Source organism: uncultured Formosa sp. (genome assembly GCF_947500765.1).
GTDB lineage: Bacteria > Bacteroidota > Bacteroidia > Flavobacteriales > Flavobacteriaceae > Formosa.
Window position 1 is genome coordinate 409187 of sequence record NZ_CANMTH010000002.1, and the last position, 20837, is coordinate 430023.

19 protein-coding genes are annotated in these 20837 nt (G+C 30.0%); 18 read left to right on the forward strand and 1 reads right to left on the reverse strand.

Annotated features, from left to right (window positions below; all coding sequences use genetic code 11):
* Positions 1 to 16 precede the first annotated feature (16 nt).
* The 18 genes from Q1B05_RS04850 (at position 17) to Q1B05_RS04935 (ending at position 19884) form a co-directional block, all read left to right on the forward strand.
* On the forward strand, positions 17 to 883 hold the full coding sequence (locus tag Q1B05_RS04850; protein ID WP_299778168.1) for a glycosyltransferase family A protein: 867 nt from the start codon (positions 17 to 19) through the stop codon (positions 881 to 883).
* A complete protein-coding gene (locus tag Q1B05_RS04855) occupies positions 883 to 1632 on the forward strand; it encodes a DapH/DapD/GlmU-related protein (protein WP_299778170.1) in 750 nt (249 codons plus the stop codon). Before Q1B05_RS04850 ends, Q1B05_RS04855 begins: the two co-directional genes overlap by 1 nt.
* Complete coding sequence (locus Q1B05_RS04860; protein WP_299778172.1) at positions 1632 to 2606, forward strand: glycosyltransferase family 2 protein; 975 nt, start codon at positions 1632 to 1634, stop codon at positions 2604 to 2606. The genes Q1B05_RS04855 and Q1B05_RS04860 overlap by 1 nt, the downstream gene beginning before the upstream one ends.
* Before the next feature lie 10 nt (positions 2607 to 2616).
* Positions 2617 to 3906 (forward strand): hypothetical protein, encoded by a 1290-nt coding sequence (locus Q1B05_RS04865; protein WP_299778174.1) that lies wholly within the window; start codon positions 2617 to 2619, stop codon positions 3904 to 3906.
* An 11-nt stretch (positions 3907 to 3917) separates the two neighbouring features.
* A complete protein-coding gene (locus tag Q1B05_RS04870) occupies positions 3918 to 5165 on the forward strand; it encodes a hypothetical protein (RefSeq protein ID WP_299778176.1) in 1248 nt (415 codons plus the stop codon).
* Between the two features lie 5 nt (positions 5166 to 5170).
* Entirely contained in the window at positions 5171 to 6331 is a 1161-nt protein-coding gene (locus Q1B05_RS04875) for a glycosyltransferase family 4 protein (protein WP_299778178.1), read from the forward strand.
* 72 nt (positions 6332 to 6403) lie between these two features.
* Complete coding sequence (locus Q1B05_RS04880) at positions 6404 to 7387, forward strand: glycosyltransferase (RefSeq protein ID WP_299778180.1); 984 nt, start codon at positions 6404 to 6406, stop codon at positions 7385 to 7387.
* Between the two features lie 3 nt (positions 7388 to 7390).
* On the forward strand, positions 7391 to 8197 hold the full coding sequence (locus Q1B05_RS04885) for a sulfotransferase (RefSeq protein WP_299778182.1): 807 nt from the start codon (positions 7391 to 7393) through the stop codon (positions 8195 to 8197).
* A gap of 220 nt (positions 8198 to 8417) precedes the next feature.
* Positions 8418 to 9416: an acyltransferase family protein gene (locus tag Q1B05_RS04890; RefSeq protein ID WP_299778184.1), complete on the forward strand. Its 999-nt coding sequence runs from the start codon at positions 8418 to 8420 to the stop codon at positions 9414 to 9416.
* Positions 9417 to 9494: 78 nt separating this feature from the next.
* Entirely contained in the window at positions 9495 to 10895 is a 1401-nt protein-coding gene (locus Q1B05_RS04895) for a hypothetical protein (protein WP_299778186.1), read from the forward strand.
* A 17-nt stretch (positions 10896 to 10912) separates the two neighbouring features.
* Entirely contained in the window at positions 10913 to 11908 is a 996-nt protein-coding gene (locus Q1B05_RS04900) for a glycosyltransferase family 1 protein (RefSeq protein ID WP_299778188.1), read from the forward strand.
* Positions 11901 to 13040: a glycosyltransferase gene (locus Q1B05_RS04905; RefSeq protein ID WP_299778190.1), complete on the forward strand. Its 1140-nt coding sequence runs from the start codon at positions 11901 to 11903 to the stop codon at positions 13038 to 13040. The genes Q1B05_RS04900 and Q1B05_RS04905 overlap by 8 nt, the downstream gene beginning before the upstream one ends.
* Before the next feature lie 10 nt (positions 13041 to 13050).
* Entirely contained in the window at positions 13051 to 13998 is a 948-nt protein-coding gene (locus tag Q1B05_RS04910; protein WP_299778192.1) for a UDP-glucuronic acid decarboxylase family protein, read from the forward strand.
* Position 13999: 1 nt separating this feature from the next.
* Positions 14000 to 14539 carry a WcaF family extracellular polysaccharide biosynthesis acetyltransferase gene (locus tag Q1B05_RS04915; RefSeq protein ID WP_299778194.1) on the forward strand — a complete coding sequence of 180 codons (540 nt, stop codon included), beginning with the start codon at positions 14000 to 14002 and terminating at the stop codon, positions 14537 to 14539.
* Between the two features lie 4 nt (positions 14540 to 14543).
* Positions 14544 to 15299 carry a glycosyltransferase family 2 protein gene (locus Q1B05_RS04920; RefSeq protein ID WP_299778196.1) on the forward strand — a complete coding sequence of 252 codons (756 nt, stop codon included), beginning with the start codon at positions 14544 to 14546 and terminating at the stop codon, positions 15297 to 15299.
* Between the two features lie 218 nt (positions 15300 to 15517).
* On the forward strand, positions 15518 to 16666 hold the full coding sequence (locus tag Q1B05_RS04925) for a glycosyltransferase family 4 protein (RefSeq protein ID WP_299778198.1): 1149 nt from the start codon (positions 15518 to 15520) through the stop codon (positions 16664 to 16666).
* 60 nt (positions 16667 to 16726) lie between these two features.
* The gene (locus Q1B05_RS04930) at positions 16727 to 17488 is read left to right on the forward strand and encodes a polysaccharide biosynthesis/export family protein (RefSeq protein WP_299778200.1); all 762 of its coding nucleotides are present in this window, start codon (positions 16727 to 16729) and stop codon (positions 17486 to 17488) included.
* 5 nt (positions 17489 to 17493) lie between these two features.
* On the forward strand, positions 17494 to 19884 hold the full coding sequence (locus Q1B05_RS04935) for a tyrosine-protein kinase (RefSeq protein WP_299778202.1): 2391 nt from the start codon (positions 17494 to 17496) through the stop codon (positions 19882 to 19884).
* Positions 19885 to 20201: 317 nt separating this feature from the next.
* Here the strand turns inward: Q1B05_RS04935 and Q1B05_RS04940 are convergent, their stop codons facing one another.
* A complete protein-coding gene (locus Q1B05_RS04940; RefSeq protein ID WP_299778204.1) occupies positions 20202 to 20789 on the reverse strand; it encodes an outer membrane beta-barrel protein in 588 nt (195 codons plus the stop codon).
* Positions 20790 to 20837 lie beyond the last annotated feature (48 nt).

Genomic DNA, 20837 nt, shown 5'->3' on the forward strand with positions numbered 1-20837 from the left:
TAAATTTTTTTTAAGCATGGCACCATTAGTTTCCGTTTTAATGACGGTTTATAATAGAGAAAAATACATTGCAGAGGCTATAGCGTCTGTGATGGCTTCTACATACCAAAATTGGGAATTAATAATTGTAGACGATCGTTCTAAAGATACTTCAGTTGAAATTGCCAAATCATTTCAAGTTAAAGATGATCGCATTAAGGTTTATATAAATGAAGTTAATCTAGGAGACTATCCCAATCGAAATCAGGCAGCATCTTATGCTAAAGGTAAGTATATAAAGTATGTTGATGCAGACGATATGATTTATCCTCATGGTCTAGAACTTTTGGTTTATTATATGGAACAATTTCCAGACGCCGGTTATGGCTTATGCTCTTTACCTCAAGATAAAGCAAGAATGTTTCCTTTTCAATTGAGTACTACTGAAGCTTATAAAAGACACTATTTTGAGCAACAATTATTTCATAAAGCACCATTATCAGCTATTATTAACAAGTCTGCTTTTGATAAATTGGGTGGGTTTAGTGGAAAACAACATTTAGGTGATTTTGAAATGTGGCATATGCTATCTCAAAAATTTCCGGTGGTATTAATGCCTCATGGAATTGTATGGTATAGAGAGCATGATGATCAGCAGATGAATGACAATCGTACAGATCCATATGTTCCGTTTAAATATATTTTAGCAGCAGAAGAATTATTAAACAGTGATAAATGTCCTTTAATGGATGAAGATAAATCTCGTGCTATAAAGAAAGTTAGAAAACAACAAGCTGTTTCAATTTTATCTGCCGCTAAACATCATTCCATTGCTAAAGCGATGGAAATGAAAAAAGCTTGTTCTTTAAGTTATATAGATGTTATTAAAAATAAATTAGGTTAATGGGGATTGTTTTAATATTCATAAAATATCACATTAACCAATGTGTGCGTCAATTGTTTTGGTTGTTAAAGCTGGCTAAATCTAATATAGGTAAAGGCGTGTCAATTCAATTTCCTGTTATTAGAGAAGGTAATGGTACATTTAGTTTAGGAGATAAAAGTAAGCTTGAAAAACGTACAAATATTGGAGTTGGAGATAAAGCTATTTTAGACGTGGGAAAAGATGCTCTTTTTGAAGAAGCATCTACAATATTGGTGAATAAACATCATGCATTAAAGATTGGAAACCAATTTAAATTAGGTGCACATGCTCGATTATATGTAAATTCAGATTGGAATTTTGGGAATGCAGTGAAAATTGAAACGCATTGTGCAATTTTTGCTCGCGAATCTGGTTTTGCAGGAAAACTTAGCATAGGAGATCATTCTCATATAGGTGATTTTACTATTATAGATTTGGTAAATGATGTTGTTATAGGTTCAGATGTAGCTATAGGGCCTAATTGCACATTGTACACTCACGATCATGAGTATAAAGATAAAACTGTAGCAGCTTGGAAAGGCGGAATTCTTTCTAAACCGATTACAATTGAAGATGGAGCTTGGATAGGATCTAATGTAACGATATTACCAGGTGTTACTATTGGAGCACGTGCTGTTATTGCAGCAGGTTCTGTGGTTACAAAAGATGTCGAGGCTGAAACAATTGTAGGAGGTATTCCTGCAAAATTAATAAAAACGATAATGTAATGAATGCACTTAAAGTTTCAGTAGTTATTCCGCTGTATAATTCAGTGTCTTTTATCGAAGAGACTTTGCAATCTGTCTTAAATCAATCCTACACTAATATTGAAATTATTATTATAGACGATCATTCTACAGATGATTCTTTTAATAAAGCATTAGAGTTTCAGTCTGATAACGTTATCATTAAACTCAACAAAGGAAAAGGGGCATGTGCTGCGCGTAATTATGGTTTTGAATTAAGTTCTGGAGATTATATACAGTTTTTAGATGCCGACGATATTTTAAGTCCAGATAAAATTGAAAAGCAAGTCGAGGCACTTAACGGTTCAAAAACAGAATTGGCGGTGTGTAATACGGTCCATTTTTTAGGAAAACTAGAAGACGGGAAGTGTGTGGATCAAGCCTATGTGTATTCCTCACCAAAACCAGAGGAGTTTTTTATTAATTTATGGGGAGGTAATCATTTACCGATGCATATGATACAAACCAGTGCGTGGTTAACGCCTAGAACATTGATTGAAAAAGTAGGGTTATGGGATGAAACTTTAGCAAAAGATCAAGATGGTGAGTTTTTTGCACGAGTTGGTTTACAAAGTTCAGGCATTATATATGTTCCTGATGTTAAAAATTACTACAGAAAACATAACACAGGTAAAAATATAGCCTCACAAAAAAATGAAATTCATTTAGATAGTCTTCTTAAAGCTACAAATTTAAAAGCTAAATATTTGTTTTCTAAAACGGAATCTGATGCTTCAAAACAAGCTATTGCAACGCAATATAAACATGTGGCCATAGATGCTTGGCCACAATATAAAACAGTTTATAACACAGCAATTAGTAAATGTAATGCTTTAGGCGGAAGTAAATACAACCCAGTTTTGGGAGGGAGAGCAATAGAATTTATTAAGAATACTTTAGGATGGAGAACGGCCAAGTCAGTTGCATTCTATGGTAGAACATTTTTAAACAGATAATCTAAGTAATTTGAAGCACTTACTATTCCTTACCACCAATAATTTAGCCACTAATCCGCGTCTTGTAAAAGAAGTGCAGTTGGCTTTGCAACTTAAACATCGCGTAACTATTATGATGTTTAAGCTTAATAATTGGAGCGATGCTAAAAGTCTTCAGTTAAAAGATCAATTATTAAAAATTAATAATAACGACGAAAGTTATTTAACTATAGAAGAAATTGAAGCTATTCCTTCAAATAAATTAAAATGGATTTATTTAGGAATTTCAGAAAAGTTAGCTAAAAAAATATCTGGTTTAATTTCAACACATTTTAAATTAAATGCTTTAGCGAATAATAGAAGGTCTTTACAGATCTACGATTTAGCAAAAAAAAATAAAAATATACCCGATTTAATCTGTGCCCATAATATGGGGGCTTTATATCCTGCTCATGAGTTAAGTGAGTTGTGGAACGTGCCTTTTGTTTTCGACGTAGAAGATTATCATCCTGGCGAAATCGTTTCGACAGATGGAGAAACGGCCAAGAACCGTACCGAGTTTTTAATGAAATCATTTTTACCGAAAGCAAAAAGTATAACATTTGCTAGTCCGCTTATAGGTAAGTATACTCTAGATTTAATAGGAGGGCATCCTAGTCATGCTGCCGTGTTAAATGGGTTTAATGATAATGAATTCAGTTTGTTATCGAGTTTAGAACATGATTTAAATAAAAAAGAAACAGCTTTAAAATTGGTTTGGTTTAGCCAAAAGATTAGTTTTGGACGCGGTTTAGAACAGTTATTTAAAGCTTTAGAAGTGATTTCAAAATCAGACACTAACATAGACCTAAGTTTAACGCTTATAGGTGAATTAGATTCAAATTTTGAGACACAAGAACTTTTAAAAATTTGTAAAGAATTAGAACATACAAATTTGAGTATAACCATAAATGAACCTTTAGGACAACAAGAGCTACATGCTACATTAAATCAGTTTGATATTGGTTTGGCACTAGAATTTAATTCTAGAGACCTAAACAGACAAATATGCTTAACCAACAAAATTATAACGTATGCTCAAGCAGGATTATATATTTTAGCAACAAATACAAAAGCGCAAGAACAGTTTATAACGGATTATCCTGAACTAGGTGTTTTGAGCGATCAATCTGAGTTTGAAATTTCAGAAACCATAGTAAAACTGTATCAGCATAAAGATCAAATTAAAGCGAATAAACCATCTAGATTCCAAAAAGGAAAAACTTTAAGTTGGGATGCAGAACAAATTAAAATTCAAGAACTTTGGAATCAAATACTATAAAAAATAACGTTTTGAAAACAGTACTCATTATATATCCGCATTGGGTTCCTGCAAATTTAGCAGGAGTGCAAAGACCACGTTTAATAGGTAACTACTTAAAGCAATTTGGTTGGAAACCCTTATTACTTACCGTAGATTCTAAATATTATGAGGAAACTCCAGATCCGCATATTTCTAAAACAGCTTCAGAAGATATTGAAGTCATATATACAAAAGCATATAAGGTTTCAAAACCAAGAATTATAGGAGATATTGGCTTAAGAGCATATCCTTTTCTTAAAGAAAAAGCGTTACAAATATGTAAAGAGCGTAAGATAGATTGTATTTGGATTCCGATACCATCATTTTATACTGCTATTTTAGGTCGTGTAATACATGATAAAACAGGGATTCCTTATGGAATTGATTATATCGATCCATGGGTTCGTGATATCACAAATCAAAACGATACTAGAGCAAAACTTAGTCAAACAGTGGCTAGAACTTTAGAACCTTATGCTGTTAAAAAAGCAGCGTTTATAACAGGAGTATCTACACCGTATTACTGGCCAGTAATTGAACGTAATTTTAAGACACCACCGGTGCATGCAGGTATGCCTTATGGTTTCGACCCAAACGATCATAAATTGAAATTAGAGGGGTTAAAAATGCCATGGGATGGTATAGAGAATTGTAAGCCTTGGATTTATGCAGGGGCCTTTCTTCCAAATTCACATTTGTTTATGGATTGCTTTTTTAATGCCATTAAAACATTAAAAGATAATGGAAATTGGGATGCAGATATTAAACTGTTTTTTATAGGAACAGGTCCATATCCCGCTAAGCGTATAACGGCTTATGCAGCAGATTATGGACTAGAAGATATTGTTGTAGAGCAAAGAGAACGTCAGCCATTTTTAAATATTTTAAACTATTTATCGCAGGCAGATCGCGTAATGTTATTTGGAAGTACAGAGAAACATTATACAGCTTCAAAAACATTTCAATGTTTGTTAAGCGAACGTCCGTTGTTTACTGTTTTACACGCAGAAAGTTCTGCGGTAAAGGTTATTCAAGATGTTAAAGCTGATGCCTATTTGGTGCCATACCATGAGGGAGATACTAAACCTAAAATTGTAGATGAAATGGTGAAAGTTTTAAATCCATATCAAAATGTTGAATCTTGGACTCCAAAGTTGCAATCTTTAGATCAATATTCTTCAAAACAATCTGCAAAAGTATTAGCTGAAGCTATGGATAAAGTTTTAAACCAAAACTAAATAGTTTGAAAAAATTAGCAATAGTCACGACGCATCCTATACAATATTATGCACCTTGGTTTAGATTAATGGCTGAGAGACAAAATGTAGCCATTAAAGTGTTTTATACATGGTCTCAAGCTGCAGAAGAAGTAAAAGATAAAACATTTGGTAGAACTATTAAATGGGACATTCCATTATTAGAAGGATATACTTACGAGTTTATAAATAATATTTCGGCAGATCCAGGAACACACCATAAAAACGGAATTGATTGTCCAGAATTAAATGATAAAATTAATAACTGGAAACCAGACGCTATTTTAATCTTTGGATGGTACTTAAAAAGTCACTTAAATGCGATGACCTATTTTAAGGGAAAAATACCCGTTTGGTTTAGAGGCGATTCTACATTGCTAGATGATAGCCCTGGAATTAGACAAGTATTACGAAAATATTATTTAACATATATATACAAGTCAATAGATAAAGCATTTTATGTAGGTTCTCAGAATAAAGCCTATTTTAAATCCGTAGGATTAAAAGAGAGTCAATTAATATTGGCCCCTCATGCGATTGATAACGCTAGATTTAATGATTCGGAAAATGATAATTATGAGGGTTTAGCTTTAAATTGGCGTAAAGAGCTAGGCTATGCTTCAGATGATTTAGTCGTGTTATTTGCGGGTAAATTTGAGTCTAAAAAACAACCTGACTTCTTATTAAAAGCCGTTCAAAAGGCTAATGAAACCCGCCAAACCCCATTAAAGTTGTTAATGGTTGGTCACGGTCCTCTAGAAAATGAATTACTGGTTTTAGCCAAAAATGATTCCAATATAAAATTTATACCATTCCAGAATCAGAGTAAAATGCCTATTTTGTATCGTTTAGGAAATGTGTTTTGTTTGCCATCTAAAGGTCCAGGAGAAACTTGGGGACTAGCCGTAAATGAAGCTATGGCATCTTCTAGACCGGTAATTGTAAGTACTAAAGTTGGTTGTGCATCAGATGTCGTGAAAATAGGTGAGAATGGTTATGTTTTTGACTACCACGATGAGCCCGCTTTATTAGATATATTTAATACCTTGTCAATTAGTAATTTAAAAACGATGGGAGAGGTAGCTCAAAAAGATATAAAAAAATGGAACTTTACAGCTATTGTAGAAGCTTTAGAAGATGCATTCTAAAAGTATAATTCTATTTAGGATTATGTATTAATAATTAATAGACCCTATTTACAAAATAATTTGAATTAGTATATGGAAACTCAAAAAGCAGTAGATATTACTGTAATAGTACCCTCATATAAGGGGATGCCTTTATTTAAAGTCTCTTTAGAATCTGTTTTATCTCAAATAGACGTGTCTTTTGAAGTATTGGTTGGTAATGATAGCCCGTCAGATGATGATACTAGAAATTATTTAGATCAACTTCAAAACAAAAATTTAAGAGTTTTTCATAATGAAAAAAATTTAGGACTTTTTGGGAATTTGAATAATCTAATTAAACATGCCAAAGGAGAAATAATACATTTATGGTCTCAAGATGATATTATGAACCCTAATTGTTTAATAGAAACGGTAAAGTTTCATAACGCTCATCCAAATATTGCATATGCATTTTCAAGAGTTGAAGTTATTAATGAAAATGATGTAATTATTGATAAAGCTCCTTTGTCAAATAATGATAAGATGAGTGCTTTAACGCATACATTAACATCTTTGGTAGCAGGGAGTGTTCCTGGGAATATAGCCAATGTTTCAATTAGAAAACATATTTTTGAAAGGTATGGCTATTTTGACGTGAACTTAAAATATTCCGGTGATTTTGAATTTTGGTGTCGTATTACAGAACATTTACCGGTAGGGATTATCCAAAAGTATTTGATTAAATTGAGAAGGCATACAGGGCAGTTAAGTAGAAACCCTAAGATGTGGATTTACAGAATAGAAGAGAATGATGCCATAATAAATACATTATTGAAAAGAGTTCCAGAAAATAATTTAAAATACATTAAGCGAGGTCTTAAATGGCGTGTTTATAATCAATATTTTGGTTTGTATTTAAATCTATTACGAACTGGAGATAAAAAAGAAGCTAAGCATTTTCTTAATGTTATAAAAAAATATAGTACAGTTTCTGGTTATTATTTTAGATATGGGGTTCTAAAAGCGCTAAGTATTGTGAAATTAAATAAGCCTTTTTTAAGGAAGTTATATTATAAAAAGGCATTTAAAAATTAGTTTATGATAGAAAGTAATAATGTTATTTTAATAGCAGGTATGCATAGGTCTGGAACTTCTTTAAGTACTAATTTGTTAAGAGAATCAGGATTGTTTATTGGAGATAATTTGATGGATGGGGGATTTGATAATAAAAATGGTCATTTTGAAGATTATGATTTTGTAAACCTTCATGAAAAAGATTTAAAAGAAAAAGGATATGATAGTACAGGGTTAAAGGGAATACATGATTATAATTTAACGTTTTCTGAAGCTCAAATACCACTAATAAAAAAATTAATCAAGGACAGAGAAAAACATAAAATTTGGGGTTGGAAAGACCCTAGAAGCACATTGTATTTAGTAGAATGGAAGAAAATTATTCCAGATTTAAAAGTCATTGCAATTTATAGGGATTATGATGAGGTTGTAAATTCATTGGATAGGAGATATTGGTATAAAATAAAGAATAAAGTAAATTATGATAAACTTAGGCGTTTTATGCATCTACTCATTTATCCTGTTTATAGCCAGTATTTAAAGTATAATCATTATAACGCATGGAGTGTTTATAATGAAAGTATTTTAAAATTTAAGGAACTTTATCCTCAAGATATTGTGATTTATAATTTAACAGATTTTATAAATAATTACAACACTAATATTGATAATATTAACGAGAAGTTCGATATAAAGTTAAATCATTTTAATACAAATAAAATTTTTGAATCAGATACCATTAAACATAAGACAAATAATGGTATTAAATTTTTTAGTAATAAAAGACTGAAGAATATTATTGAAAAATTAAATCATTCAGCAGATAAATAAAATTCTAAAGAATCTTAAGTCTTAAGTGAAAGTTTTAACGGAGTTCTATTAGTTGCTTCTTTCTATAATCCTTTAGGATTAAGATTATTATTACATAAGCAAATAAATGTAGATGTCTAGTGTTTTATTTTGCTGTTTTATAGGGATTTAATTCTGTTTATTTATAAAATTAAGGAATAAGTTTAATTCAATGTTATTATAGAAGTAAAGTAGTTCTTTTATGAGTTTAGAAAGAGATAAAAGCTTAGATATTATATCCGGAATTATGATAATTTGGATGGTGATTTTGCATGCTTTTCAGTGGGGGGATTTAACAGAGTCAATTATTTATATTTTTCTGTTAAAATGTTTATATTTTTTTATGTCCTGGTTTTATTTTAAGACAGGTTTCTTGCACAAAAAAGGTAAAGGATTAAATGTAACTTTTAGAAAGGGTATAGATCAACTAATTATTCCAATGTTAATTTGGACTGCGGTAGGTTACCTGCTAACAGTACCTGAATTATTAACAGAAGGCTATCCTTTATGGAAAATGCCAATAGCTCCATTGTTTTTCCTAATCTCAAGTGGAGATACAATAGGAAACTCACCACTTTGGTTTTTATTATCTCTTTTTTTTATTAAAATGATATTTCCTTTTATCGCACGTTTAAATTTCAATTTCAAAATAATTATAGCCATCTCTTTATTGTTTTTAAGTTGGGTTCTTCAAAAAAATAATATCAAAATGCTACTGGGGTTACATAGTTTTCCCTTAGGACTTTTTTTTACGTTATCAGGATTATTATGTGGCGAATTTAAAGTGCCAGATAGAATTATTAAAATACGATTATGGTTAGTTTTACCATTTATAGTGATGTCTATATTTTTTGCTAGTTATATAGATTTTCATAATAATAAATTAATGTATGGTAATTATTTGTTATTTATCTTAAGTGCCTTGTTTGCTATAAATCTATGTTTGATGTTTTTTAGAGATGTTAATCTGAAAATTTTATCATGGATAGGTGAAAAATCATTGGTATACCTTGTAATACACTGGCCCATATTTTATTTAATAAAAATTAGCTTTTTATTTTTAAATATTTCTACTGAAACTTATTTATACGTGGTTAGTTTAAATGTTGTTGCCATTTGTATTTCTACACTTATAGCTAAATTTATACCATATAAATATTTAGGTTTGCAATCATCGTTAATAGTAAACTTTAAAACATAAGTTATTTCTTGAAGAAGTACAATACATTAAAGTTAATTATAGTAAAGTAAGATATGCAAAATACAAATCGATATTTAAGTGAATAAAGAAGCATCTAAAATTATAGGCTTTTTAGCAATTCCATGGTTATTGTTAGCTCTAATAGGCCCGCATTTCATGTCCAGTTTATTGGCCTTTTTCTCATTGGCTGTTTTATTTCAATTGTTTTTTAGATTAAGAAACCCAATATATGCAACACTTTTTTTTGCGCTACTTTTTCAATGGTTGGCCATAAATATTAAAATTGTATATGGAAACATTGTTAATATTCCATTAGAAGAGCAGTTTAGTTTTTATCAAAATATTTATAGGTTGTATAATGCTAACACCATAAGTAATATTGGGTTAATTTGTTTTGGCATAGGGCTGTATTGGATGACTAACAAAAAAATGAGTCATTTGACAGTTGATAAAATGATAGATCCGAGTTATTCTGTTCGGAAAATATTAATTTGTTATTTAATATTAACCTTTGGATTTTCATTTTTATTTATATTAAAAAATTATATACCTGGATTAAATACCATTCTAATGGCTTTTTCTAAATTAAAGTGGGGAGTTTTTCTTTGGGCTTATGTTTATGCAAATTATTATAAAAGAGATTTAAAATTATTATACCTTGTTATTTTAGTTGAAATTTTAATAGGTTTTACTGGATATTTTTCATCATTTAAAGATATTATTATTATAACCTTTATTGGTATGTTAAGTGTTGTTTATCAAATTGATACATCAAAGTTGTTGAAGTTTTTTATGCTAGGTATAGTTACTCTAATGCTTGGTCTAGTTTGGACATCTGTTAAGTTTCAGTTTAGAGATTATTTATCTGGAGGTGGAGGACAAAAAGTTATTGTATCGCAATCTGATGGTGTTAACAAAATGATATCTCTTTTAGAAGACTTAACATTAGAAGATATGGACGATGCTGTTGATGATTTATTAGATCGTATTAGTTATATCGAGTTTTTCTCAATTACATTAGATAATGTTCCAGATAAGATACCATATCAAGATGGTGATATTTTTACAAATGCAGTTTCTTTCTATTTTAAACCTAGAATATTTTTTCCTAATAAAGGAATAATTGATGATTCTGCGCATACTAATAAATATACTATGTTAGGCCTAATGGGGGGAGGGAAAGCATCTCATAGTATTGGTTATATGACTGATGCCTATATTGATTTTGGGCCTATAAATATGTTTCCTTTTTTGGTGTTTCTAGGTGCTATATTTGGATATGTTATAAATTTATTTTTTAATAAATCTAAAACTATATTTTGGGCCGTTATTTTTATTATCCCTTTCTATTTTTTAATTAGTGTTTATAGTTTTAATATGATCAAAGTAATGGGGAATATGATCACGTATTTTGTTCCCGTTTATCTTATGAGAAATATATTATATAAGCAGTTTGATAGGTATTTCAGGAATGTTTAATAATGATTAAAGCATAAATGCGACAACGAATAAATTACATCTTCAGAAAACGACTACCACAATACAATAGTATTGAAGAGCTGTTTGGAGCCATTCAAACCAGACTTAAAGATAAGGTAGAAGTTGATACCCAGGAACTAGAGTTTTCAGGAGGCAGTCCTATAGTTATTTTAAAAAATATTTTAAGTTTTAAAAAGAAGTCTCTTAATCAAGTAAATCATATTACTGGAGATGTCAATTATATGGCATTGGCGACAGGAAAAAAATCAGTGTTAACTATTCATGATATTGGTTCCATTTTGAAAGGTAATATTTTAAAACGTACATATCTTAAGCTTGTTTGGTTTACGTTACCCGCTATTTTCGTGAAGAGAATTACTGTAATTTCTGAATTTACTAAAGCAGAACTTTGCAAAGTAATACCCTTTGCAAAGGATAAAATTAAAGTCGTTTATAACCCCGTTAACACGGAACTTAGCTATTCGCCAAAAGCAAAAAATACAATTTGTCCAAATATTTTATTAATAGGAACTAAGCCTAATAAAAATTTAGAACGTACTTTTGAAGCGTTAAACGGAATAACTTGTAAATTAACGATTATAGGAAAATTAACAGAAGATCAATTAAGGCTTTTAACACGGTATAAATTAGAGTATAAATCGATGTTTCAAATTCCTTATAACGACATTATTGAAGCCTATAAAGCCTGTGATTTGGTTTTGTTTGCATCTACTTATGAAGGTTTTGGAATGCCTATTATAGAAGCCCAGGCTGTTGGTAGACCCGTTATTACGTCTAATATAGGAGCAATGAAAGAGATTGCAGGAGATACGGCTTATTTAGTAGATCCATATAATATTGAAGAAATCAGAAAGGCTGTGCTAACGATTACTTCTAATGTAGAGATGCAAAATGAATTAATAAATAAAGGCCAAGTAAATGTCGAAAGATTTCATATTGATAAGATTGTAGAAGATTATTTAACTATTTATAAGGACGTTGTTAATGCCTAAAAAAGAAAAAATATTAATTTTTATAGATTGGTTTCTACCAGGTTATAAAGCAGGAGGACCAATTCAATCTGTAAATAATATTGTATTTCACCTTCATGATGAGTTTGATATATCGATAGTGACTTCAAATAAAGATTTAGGAGAATCTGTTCCTTATGATAATTTAGAATTTAACACGTGGCAAGTTAAAGCGAATTATAAAGTGATGTATTTAGATGAGAATCATCAGAATAGTACACGTTATAAAAAGATAATTGAAGAAGAACATTACGATTATGTGTATTATAATTCTTTGTTTTCTGTAAAATTCACCTTACTTCCTTTATGGACATATAGAAAAACAGCATTAAAACAAGTTTTAGCCCCCAGAGGGATGGTTGGTAAAGGAGCTCTAGCCATAAAACCTTTAAAGAAGAAAATATTTATTTCATTATTTAAATTAAATGGATTGCATAAAAAAGTGGTTTGGCATGCAACGTCCAGTTTAGAAAAGGAAGAAATCGAAATGCAGTTCGGACATGAGTTAGATACTCGTATAGCTCCAAATCTATCTTCTAAAATGGGAGTATATCAGGATAAAGAAAAAAGAGAAAAGTGTCTAAATGTGTTTTTCCTTTCTAGAATTGCACTCAAGAAAAATTTATTAAAGGCTTTGGAATATTTGTCTAAAACTAATTCTGAATATAAAATTAGTTTTTCAATAATAGGTCCGATAGATGAATCTGAATATTGGCAATCTTGTGAAGAATATATTAAAAAAATGCCCAAACATATTGAGGTTTCTTATTTAGGAGCAATTCCTAATTATAAATTAAAAGATACATTAAAAAATCAGCATATATTGTTATTACCGACTATGCATGAGAATTTCGGGCATGTAATCATGGAATCTTGGCAAAATGGGTGTCCTGTAATTATTTCAGATCAAACGCCCTGGGAAAAACTAAAAGAAAAATATATTGGATATTCAGTACCTTTGTCCGAAACAGATAAGTTTGTGGATAAAATCAACCACTTTGCGGAAATGGATAAAGTTAGTTTTAATACATGGTCTAAATCTTCATATGATTTTGCTGAGACCTTTACTCAAAAACCACAACTTGTAATCGATACTAAGAAATTATTTAAATAGAAAATATAAAATGAAAAGAATACTAATAACCGGAGGAGCAGGTTTCGTAGGTTCGCATTTATGTGAACGCTTATTAAATGAAGGTAATGAAGTTATCTGTTTAGATAATTATTTTACAGGAAGTAAAAAGAATATTGAACATTTAATGGATCATCATTATTTCGAGTTGGTTCGTCACGATGTTACTCAACCTTACATGATTGAGGTCGATGAGATTTACAATATGGCTTGTCCAGCATCTCCAGTACATTATCAATACAATCCTATAAAAACGATTAAAACGTCGGTTATGGGAGCTATAAATATGTTAGGATTAGCAAAACGTGTTAAAGCTAAAATATTGCAAGCTTCTACAAGTGAAGTGTATGGAGATCCAGCTGTGCACCCACAACCAGAATCCTATTGGGGAAATGTAAATCCAATAGGATTACGCTCTTGCTACGATGAAGGAAAGCGTTGTGCAGAAACGTTATTTATGGATTATCATTTGCAAAACGAGGTAGATATTAAAATTATTAGAATTTTTAATACGTATGGTCCAAATATGAATCCTAATGATGGGAGAGTTGTGTCTAATTTCATTGTTCAGGCATTAAAAGGTGAAGATATTACGATGTTTGGAGATGGAAGTCAGACGCGTTCTTTTCAGTATGTTGATGATTTAGTAGAAGGATCTATTCGTATGATGGGCAGTCGCGATGGTTTTACAGGACCAGTAAACATTGGTAATCCAGTAGAATTTACTATGATGGAATTGGCAAGTAAAGTTATAGAAATGACTAATTCTACGTCTAAAATTATTCATTTACCATTACCTCAAGACGATCCTTTACAACGTAAACCGGTAATAGATTTAGCTAAGAAAGAATTAAATGGATGGGAACCAAAGATTCATTTAGAAGAAGGTTTGGTAAAAACAATCAGTTATTTCGATAATTTACTTAAAGCTGAACACTAATTTGAAAACGGATTTATCAACTTATAATAATAATTGGTATCAGCCAGGAGGTAAACTTAAAATCTTACTCTGGTATTTTGTTAATGTGTTGTTTTTTATAAATCCTTTAAATCCTGTTTCTAGTATAAAAGTGTTTCTTTTGAAACGTTTTGGAGCTAAAATAGGAACAGGAGTAGTCATAAAGCCTGGCGTGAATATAAAATATCCATGGTTATTAACTATTGGTGATTATTCATGGATAGGAGAGAAGGTTTGGATCGATAATTTAGCAAAAGTGACTATAGGTAATCATGCTTGTATATCTCAAGAAGCCATGTTATTATGTGGGAATCATAATTATAAAAAATCGACTTTCGATTTAATGGTTGGAGAGATTCTAATTGAAGATGGTGCTTGGTTAGGTGCAAAATCTGTGGTTTGCCCTAATGTAAAAATTGAATCTCATGCTATTTTAACAGTGAATTCTGTTGCAACAAAAACATTAGAAGCTAATTACATTTATCAAGGAAACCCAGCAAAACAAATACGAAAAAGAAAATAGACTAATGAAAGTTTCAATAATCACGGCCACATATAATAGTGAAAAAACTATAGAAGATTGCTTAAAATCTGTTTTAAATCAAAATTATAATAACATAGAATACATTATAATCGATGGCGCATCTACAGATGACACGTTAAGCATAATTGAAAAGGCTAAGCTTAAGCATGAAAATATAATTAGTGTGTCAGAAGCCGATAAGGGCATCTACGATGCATTGAATAAAGGAATAGAAAAAGCGACTGGTGATGTTGTAGGCTTTTTGCATTCTGATGATTTTTTTGCTTCAAATGAAACCATTAATCATATTGTTGAAGCATTTAAATCTAATAAAGTAGATGGGGTTTATGGTGATTTACACTATATAAACTCAACAAACTCAGATAAGATTGTTCGAAACTGGAAAAGTCAACCATTTTCAGAAAAATTATTAAAACAAGGTTGGATGCCCGCTCATCCAACTTTATTTTTAAAGAAATCAGTCTATTTAAAACATGGTTTATTTAATTTAAATTTCAAAATAGCCGCAGATTACGATTTAATGTTGCGTATTTTTAAAGATGCTTCTCTTCGGTTTAATTACCTTCCTGAGGTGATTACTAAAATGCGTGTTGGAGGAGCAAGTAATAGAAGTTTGAAGAATATTTGGTTAAAAACAAGAGAAGATTATATGGCTGTAAAAGGTAATAAAATGGGAAGCCCAGTGTTAGTGATTTGTTCTAAAAACTTATCTAAGATTCCTCAATTATTTAAAAAGTAAAATCTATTTTTGCAAAACAAACTCATAGGGATGCTTAAACGTGTTTTTTTTAAAGAAGTTTTGTATATTACTATATTAAATAGAAATTTATATCAATAATAAAAATTATTGATAATAAGTCATTGATATTCTATGTTATAGAATTTTATTTTTTTATTAAACCAACCCCAAGTTGTACGATTTTTTAAAGTTGTATAATTATATTTAAATCGCTATTAATGAATTTATTAACCTCAATTATTGACAGTGGAAATGGAACTGTTTTATTATTATTTCCTTTCTTATTAGCATTAATTACTGCTTTTTTAGCTTTCCCAACAATCATTTTTATAGCTCATGCCAAACAATTAGTAGATGTTCCGGATAAACGTAGTGTGCATTCTAAGACAGTGCCAACACTAGGTGGAATTGGGATATTCTTTGCCGTTGCTATAGTCTTAACATTATCAGGAGCCTTTTTAGATGCTAAATTATTAATGCCAGTTGTTGGAGCTTTAATCATTTTGTTTTTTTTGGGAGTAAAGGATGATATCTTGATACTTTCTCCGAAGAAAAAAATGCTAGGACAAATTATAGCTGCATTGATGGTTATTTTAATTACAGATCTAAGAATTATAACCTTTTCAGGTATTTTAGGTCTAGGTGAATTACCTTATTTCTTATCTGTTGGATTTACATTGTTCGTGTTTATTTTAATTATAAATGCTTATAATTTAATTGATGGATTAGATGGTCTAGCTGGTTCAGTCGGACTTTTAGTCTCTTTGTTTTATGGTTTTCTGTTTTTTAAAATGCAGGAGATGTCTTTAACGGTTGTTTCTTTGGCTTTAGTAGGGGCTTTAATTCCATTTCTATATTTTAATTTTTCAAAGGTTAGAAAGATTTTTATGGGCGACACTGGGTCAATGGTTGTCGGCTTTTTACTTGCATTTCAGTCAATTGCATTTATTCATATTAATCAATTAAATGTAGCGGCTCAATTTCATTTGAATGCGCCTTTATTAGTCTTAGCAATATTGTTTTTTCCTTTATTAGATACGCTACGTATTTTTTACGTTCGAGTAGTTATATATAAAAAACACCCTTTTAGTCCCGATAAAAATCATATTCATCATCAGATGTTACAATTAGGTTTAAAGCATTGGCAAGTAACAATTGTTATTGCAATTGCTTCAACTTCTGTGTTAATTATAGCTTTATTGTTTCAAAATTTAAATGTTAATTTATTATTATCAATAGTTATTGTTTCAGGTATATTTATGTTTTGCTTACCTTTTTTTATTAATTATAGTGTGTTCAACAAACGAATTAAGATGAATAAATTACTTAAAAAGCTACATTTAATTAGTTTTTCTAAAGCAAAATAAAACATTTGTGATTGAGTGTATTACGCTTATATTTGTAAATCAAACTAAAATAAAGTTTAAATGAAATTATTTAGATTGCTAGGAGTGTTCTTAGCTTTTCTTTTTGCAACCTCTTGTGCTACTAAGAAGGAAATTTTATATTTTCAAGATTATGAAAATATACCAGAAGAAGTTATTCTTAATACAACCAAAATTCAAATTAATGATATATTAAGTATATCGGTTAAGTCTTTAGTTTCTGAAGCTGCAGAACCCTATAATAGGAGTAATACGACAGGTTCTAGTAACAATTCAGATATGATGAAATTGCAAGGATATTTAGTCTCTTCTACAGGTGAAATTACATTTCCTATTTTAGGTAAACTTCAAGTGAAAAATAAATCTACAAAAGAACTTGAAGATTATATTAGACAAATTTTAATTGAGGATGGCCACTTGAAAGATCCTACTGTGATAGTAAGAATCGTGAATGCAAAGTTTACTGTTTTAGGGGAAGTAGGTAGTCCTGGTACTTATGATTATAATGAAGAAACAATAACGTTACCCCAAGCATTAGGTATGGCAGGAGATTTATCTATCAATGGTGTTAGAGAGGATGTTATGATTATTAGAGAAGTTGATCAAGTACGTACAGTAGCACACATCGATATGACAAAAACAGATTGGTTTACTAGCCCGTATTATTCAATAAAACAAAATGATATAATTGTTGTCAACCAAAATGGACCAGGGGTTAAAAAAGCAGGTTATATTACAAGTCTAACAGGAGTCTTTAGTGTTGTTTCTTTTGCTCTAACCTTAATTTTATTATTAAATAATTAGAAGTAATGGCAGAAGAGTTTTTAAATAATAACTTAGAGGAGAGTAACTCTAGTATAAATATAAAAGAAGAAATTTTAAACTATTTACATTATTGGAGATGGTTTGCGTTATGTTTAATAATTGGAGTTATATCTGCATTTATATACTTAAGGTATACTCCAGAAATATATAGTTCATCTGCTCAAATTAAGATTTTAGATGAATCTAAAGGATTAGAATTATCTCCTAAAGGTGGAGCAATGTTCTCTGACACTAAGAGTTTAGAAAATGAAATTCAAATTATTAAGTCTAAACGTTTATTAGCTAAAGTTGTTGATAGTTTAGATTTACATATTAGATATTTTATTGAGGGACAATTTACAACTAAAGAACAATGGAAAGGGCCATTAAAAATAGTGTATTTAAAACCCAATGATCAAATCCTTGGTGCGACTTTTAATATTGAGATAAAAGAAAATGGTTTAACTATAAGTAAAGGTGAAGATCATTTAGATGAATTTTCTGTCAATGGTTATAATTTAAACTCTCCAAGAGATGGGTATCCTTTTTTAGTTCAAACTGAAAATTGGATTAAACAACATATTGGATTAACTTATATAGTGACTGTTCAACCTATATCATCAGCGGCTAGTAGTTTATCTAATTCAATTTTAATAAGTAAAGTTGGATTAACAGATATTTTACAAATATCCATTGCAGGAGAAAACAAAAAAAGATCTGAGGATGCTTTAAATAAGATTGTAGAACAATTTAATGAAGATGGAGTGATTGATCGTCAATTAGTATTTCAGAGGACTATTGATTTTGTTGATGATCGTTTTATTTATCTAGCTGAAGAATTAGATTCTATTGAAGTAGGTAAAAAGGATTTTCAACAAGATAATAATTTAGTCACTTTCAGTTCTGATGTTGGGTATAGCATGGCAAAACGTACTTCCTCAGAAAATGCAGTATTTGAATTAGAAAATCAAATAGCTTTGGCTAAATTATTAGCAGAACCTTTATCTAGTAATGATTTAAGTTCTTTAATGCCTGAGAACTTAGATTTGCAAAGTGCTAATACAAGTGGTATTATAGATCAATATAATAAAATCGTTTTACAACGCGAAAATTTAATTGCTAGTGCTGGTATTAAAAATCCTAAAGTTGTGGCTTTGGATGCTCAGCTTTTGGATTTGAGAAGTAATTTAAAAACGTCTTTAGAATCTTATTTTATACAATTGAATACGTCGTTGAACCGTTTACAAAATGAAGAAAGTAACGCCAAAGGTTTAGTTAAGAGTATGCCTCAAAAAGAAAAAGTGCTACGTTCAATTGAAAGACAACAGAATATTAAGGAAAACTTATATCTATTGCTACTTCAAAAAAGAGAAGAAGCTGCTATTAACCTAGCCATTACTTCTCCTTCTGTAAAAGTTGTAGAGTATGCTTCAAGTTCTGGTAGACCGGTAAGTCCTGATGCTAAGGGTATCTATATGAAAAGTATTTTAGGAGCATTATTGTTACCCTTCGGTATTTTGTTTCTTATGTTTAAATCTGATACTAAAATTCATGATAAATCGGATGTTTTGAAGCAATCAAAACGTATTCCAATAATTGGAGAAATACCTGAAGTCAAATCAGAACATAAATTATTTGAGAATCCGCATGATAGAACGATACTTGCAGAATCATTTAGAATTTTAAGCGCTAATTTAAAATATGCGTTAGCTCGTAAACCAAATGATGAAGCTCATATTGTTTATGTGACTTCGACTATAAAAGGAGAAGGGAAAACTTTTGTTTCGGTTAATTTATCGTTAGCTTTTTCTAGTATTAATAAAAAGGTTTTGTTGATCGGTGCCGATTTAAGAAATCCAAAAATTGCAGTAACGGATGGGCCAAAAAAAGCAAAAGGTCTTTCAAATTATCTTTTTGATTCAGATGTTAATTGGAAAGATAATTTACAAAAAAGTAGTTATAATGTAAATTATTTAGATGTTTTAACTGCAGGTACAATTCCTCCGAACCCAACGGAATTGTTATCTAATGGTAGATTAGAAGGTTTAATAGATGAAGCAAAACTGTTGTATGATTATATAATAATTGATACAGCTCCAATTATTCACGTTTCAGATACTTTGTTAATTTCTCAATATGCTGATGCTACTGTTTATGTGACTAGAGCTGGATTCACTGAAAAAAAATTATTAGGTTTTTCTAGTGAATTATACGATAATAAAAAACTTAACAATATGGTTTACGTAATAAATAATATTAGTGAATCAAAAACATCAAGAGGTTATGGCTATAATTACGGTTATGGTTATGGTTATAATAAGGAAAAAGCTGTTCTTAAAAGGTTCTCATGGAACTGGTTTAAAGAGGGAATTAAACAGAAAATAAGAAAGTTATAGTTTTTATATTTATAAAGATATATATGTTTATTAAACATCCTAAGCTAACAAACGTTTAGGGTGTTTTTTAGTAATTATCGAGAAGAAAGATGAATTATATTCAGATTTATTTTGAATAGTCTTAAAATTAGCTAAAAGCCTTTTTATTTACCTAAGTATGTCTGTTAGGTTGTTATTATATTAAAATTTATAGATTATGTTATCTCACAAAATATAGTGATGATAATCGTTTTTTTATGAAACTATTTTAAATACAAAAGAGATAGCTTATTAATAAGCTATCTCTTTTGTTGTATATATAAATTGTATTCTTGTAACTAGAATCTAAGTAGAAATTCTAAACTATGTATAAAATTATTATTTGCATATACTTTATCATTATCAAAAGCAAATTTAGCCATACTCTGTAGTCTTACACCATATTGTGGAGTAAACCAAAATCTTAATCCTAAAGCAAAGTTTCCAGAGATATTAGATTCACTTGACACATTAAAATAACCTAAACCTAAACCAGCATAGGCGTCTATTTGGTCATTTCTAGCAATTAGTTCATCAAAATAAAATTTACCATTAACATCGAAAGAAAAATATGTACCACTTTCTTCCAACCAGCCATGTTCTAAACCTGTATCTATAGCTTGAGAAGCGTCTACATAAAATCTATCAATTTTATTTAAAGATAGCATAGGACTTAGAGACCAATATTCATCAAATTTGTATTCAATACCCACTGTAAAAGGAGTACTAAAGCTCCAGTCTTCAGATCCTTTTAGAGGATCTTTATAGGCACTATTATCTACTATATTTATCCCTACACTTGCAACCCATTCATCATAACCTCTAAATTGGCTATAGGCGAATGATGTACACATTAGAAAAAAAAGTATGGCTGTAATCTTTTTCATATTAATTTTTTTGTTAAAAATAATGTTTAAATATTTATTAATGAAGTT

What these genes read in the sequence shown, in the direction of transcription:
- Q1B05_RS04930 (WP_299778200.1), top strand. Translation starts at nt 16,727, where the DNA reads ATGAAATTATTTAGATTGCTAGGAGTGTTCTTAGCTTTTCTTTTTGCA.
- Q1B05_RS04920 (WP_299778196.1), top strand. Translation starts at nt 14,544, where the DNA reads ATGAAAGTTTCAATAATCACGGCCACATATAATAGTGAAAAAACTATA.
- Q1B05_RS04905 (WP_299778190.1), top strand. Translation starts at nt 11,901, where the DNA reads ATGCCTAAAAAAGAAAAAATATTAATTTTTATAGATTGGTTTCTACCA.
- Q1B05_RS04925 (WP_299778198.1), top strand. Translation starts at nt 15,518, where the DNA reads ATGAATTTATTAACCTCAATTATTGACAGTGGAAATGGAACTGTTTTA.
- Q1B05_RS04910 (WP_299778192.1), top strand. Translation starts at nt 13,051, where the DNA reads ATGAAAAGAATACTAATAACCGGAGGAGCAGGTTTCGTAGGTTCGCAT.
- Q1B05_RS04880 (WP_299778180.1), top strand. Translation starts at nt 6,404, where the DNA reads ATGGAAACTCAAAAAGCAGTAGATATTACTGTAATAGTACCCTCATAT.
- Q1B05_RS04885 (WP_299778182.1), top strand. Translation starts at nt 7,391, where the DNA reads ATGATAGAAAGTAATAATGTTATTTTAATAGCAGGTATGCATAGGTCT.
- Q1B05_RS04860 (WP_299778172.1), top strand. Translation starts at nt 1,632, where the DNA reads ATGAATGCACTTAAAGTTTCAGTAGTTATTCCGCTGTATAATTCAGTG.
- Q1B05_RS04940 (WP_299778204.1), bottom strand. Translation starts at nt 20,789, where the DNA reads ATGAAAAAGATTACAGCCATACTTTTTTTTCTAATGTGTACATCATTC.
- Q1B05_RS04855 (WP_299778170.1), top strand. Translation starts at nt 883, where the DNA reads ATGGGGATTGTTTTAATATTCATAAAATATCACATTAACCAATGTGTG.
- Q1B05_RS04935 (WP_299778202.1), top strand. Translation starts at nt 17,494, where the DNA reads ATGGCAGAAGAGTTTTTAAATAATAACTTAGAGGAGAGTAACTCTAGT.
- Q1B05_RS04890 (WP_299778184.1), top strand. Translation starts at nt 8,418, where the DNA reads ATGAGTTTAGAAAGAGATAAAAGCTTAGATATTATATCCGGAATTATG.
- Q1B05_RS04900 (WP_299778188.1), top strand. Translation starts at nt 10,913, where the DNA reads ATGCGACAACGAATAAATTACATCTTCAGAAAACGACTACCACAATAC.
- Q1B05_RS04850 (WP_299778168.1), top strand. Translation starts at nt 17, where the DNA reads ATGGCACCATTAGTTTCCGTTTTAATGACGGTTTATAATAGAGAAAAA.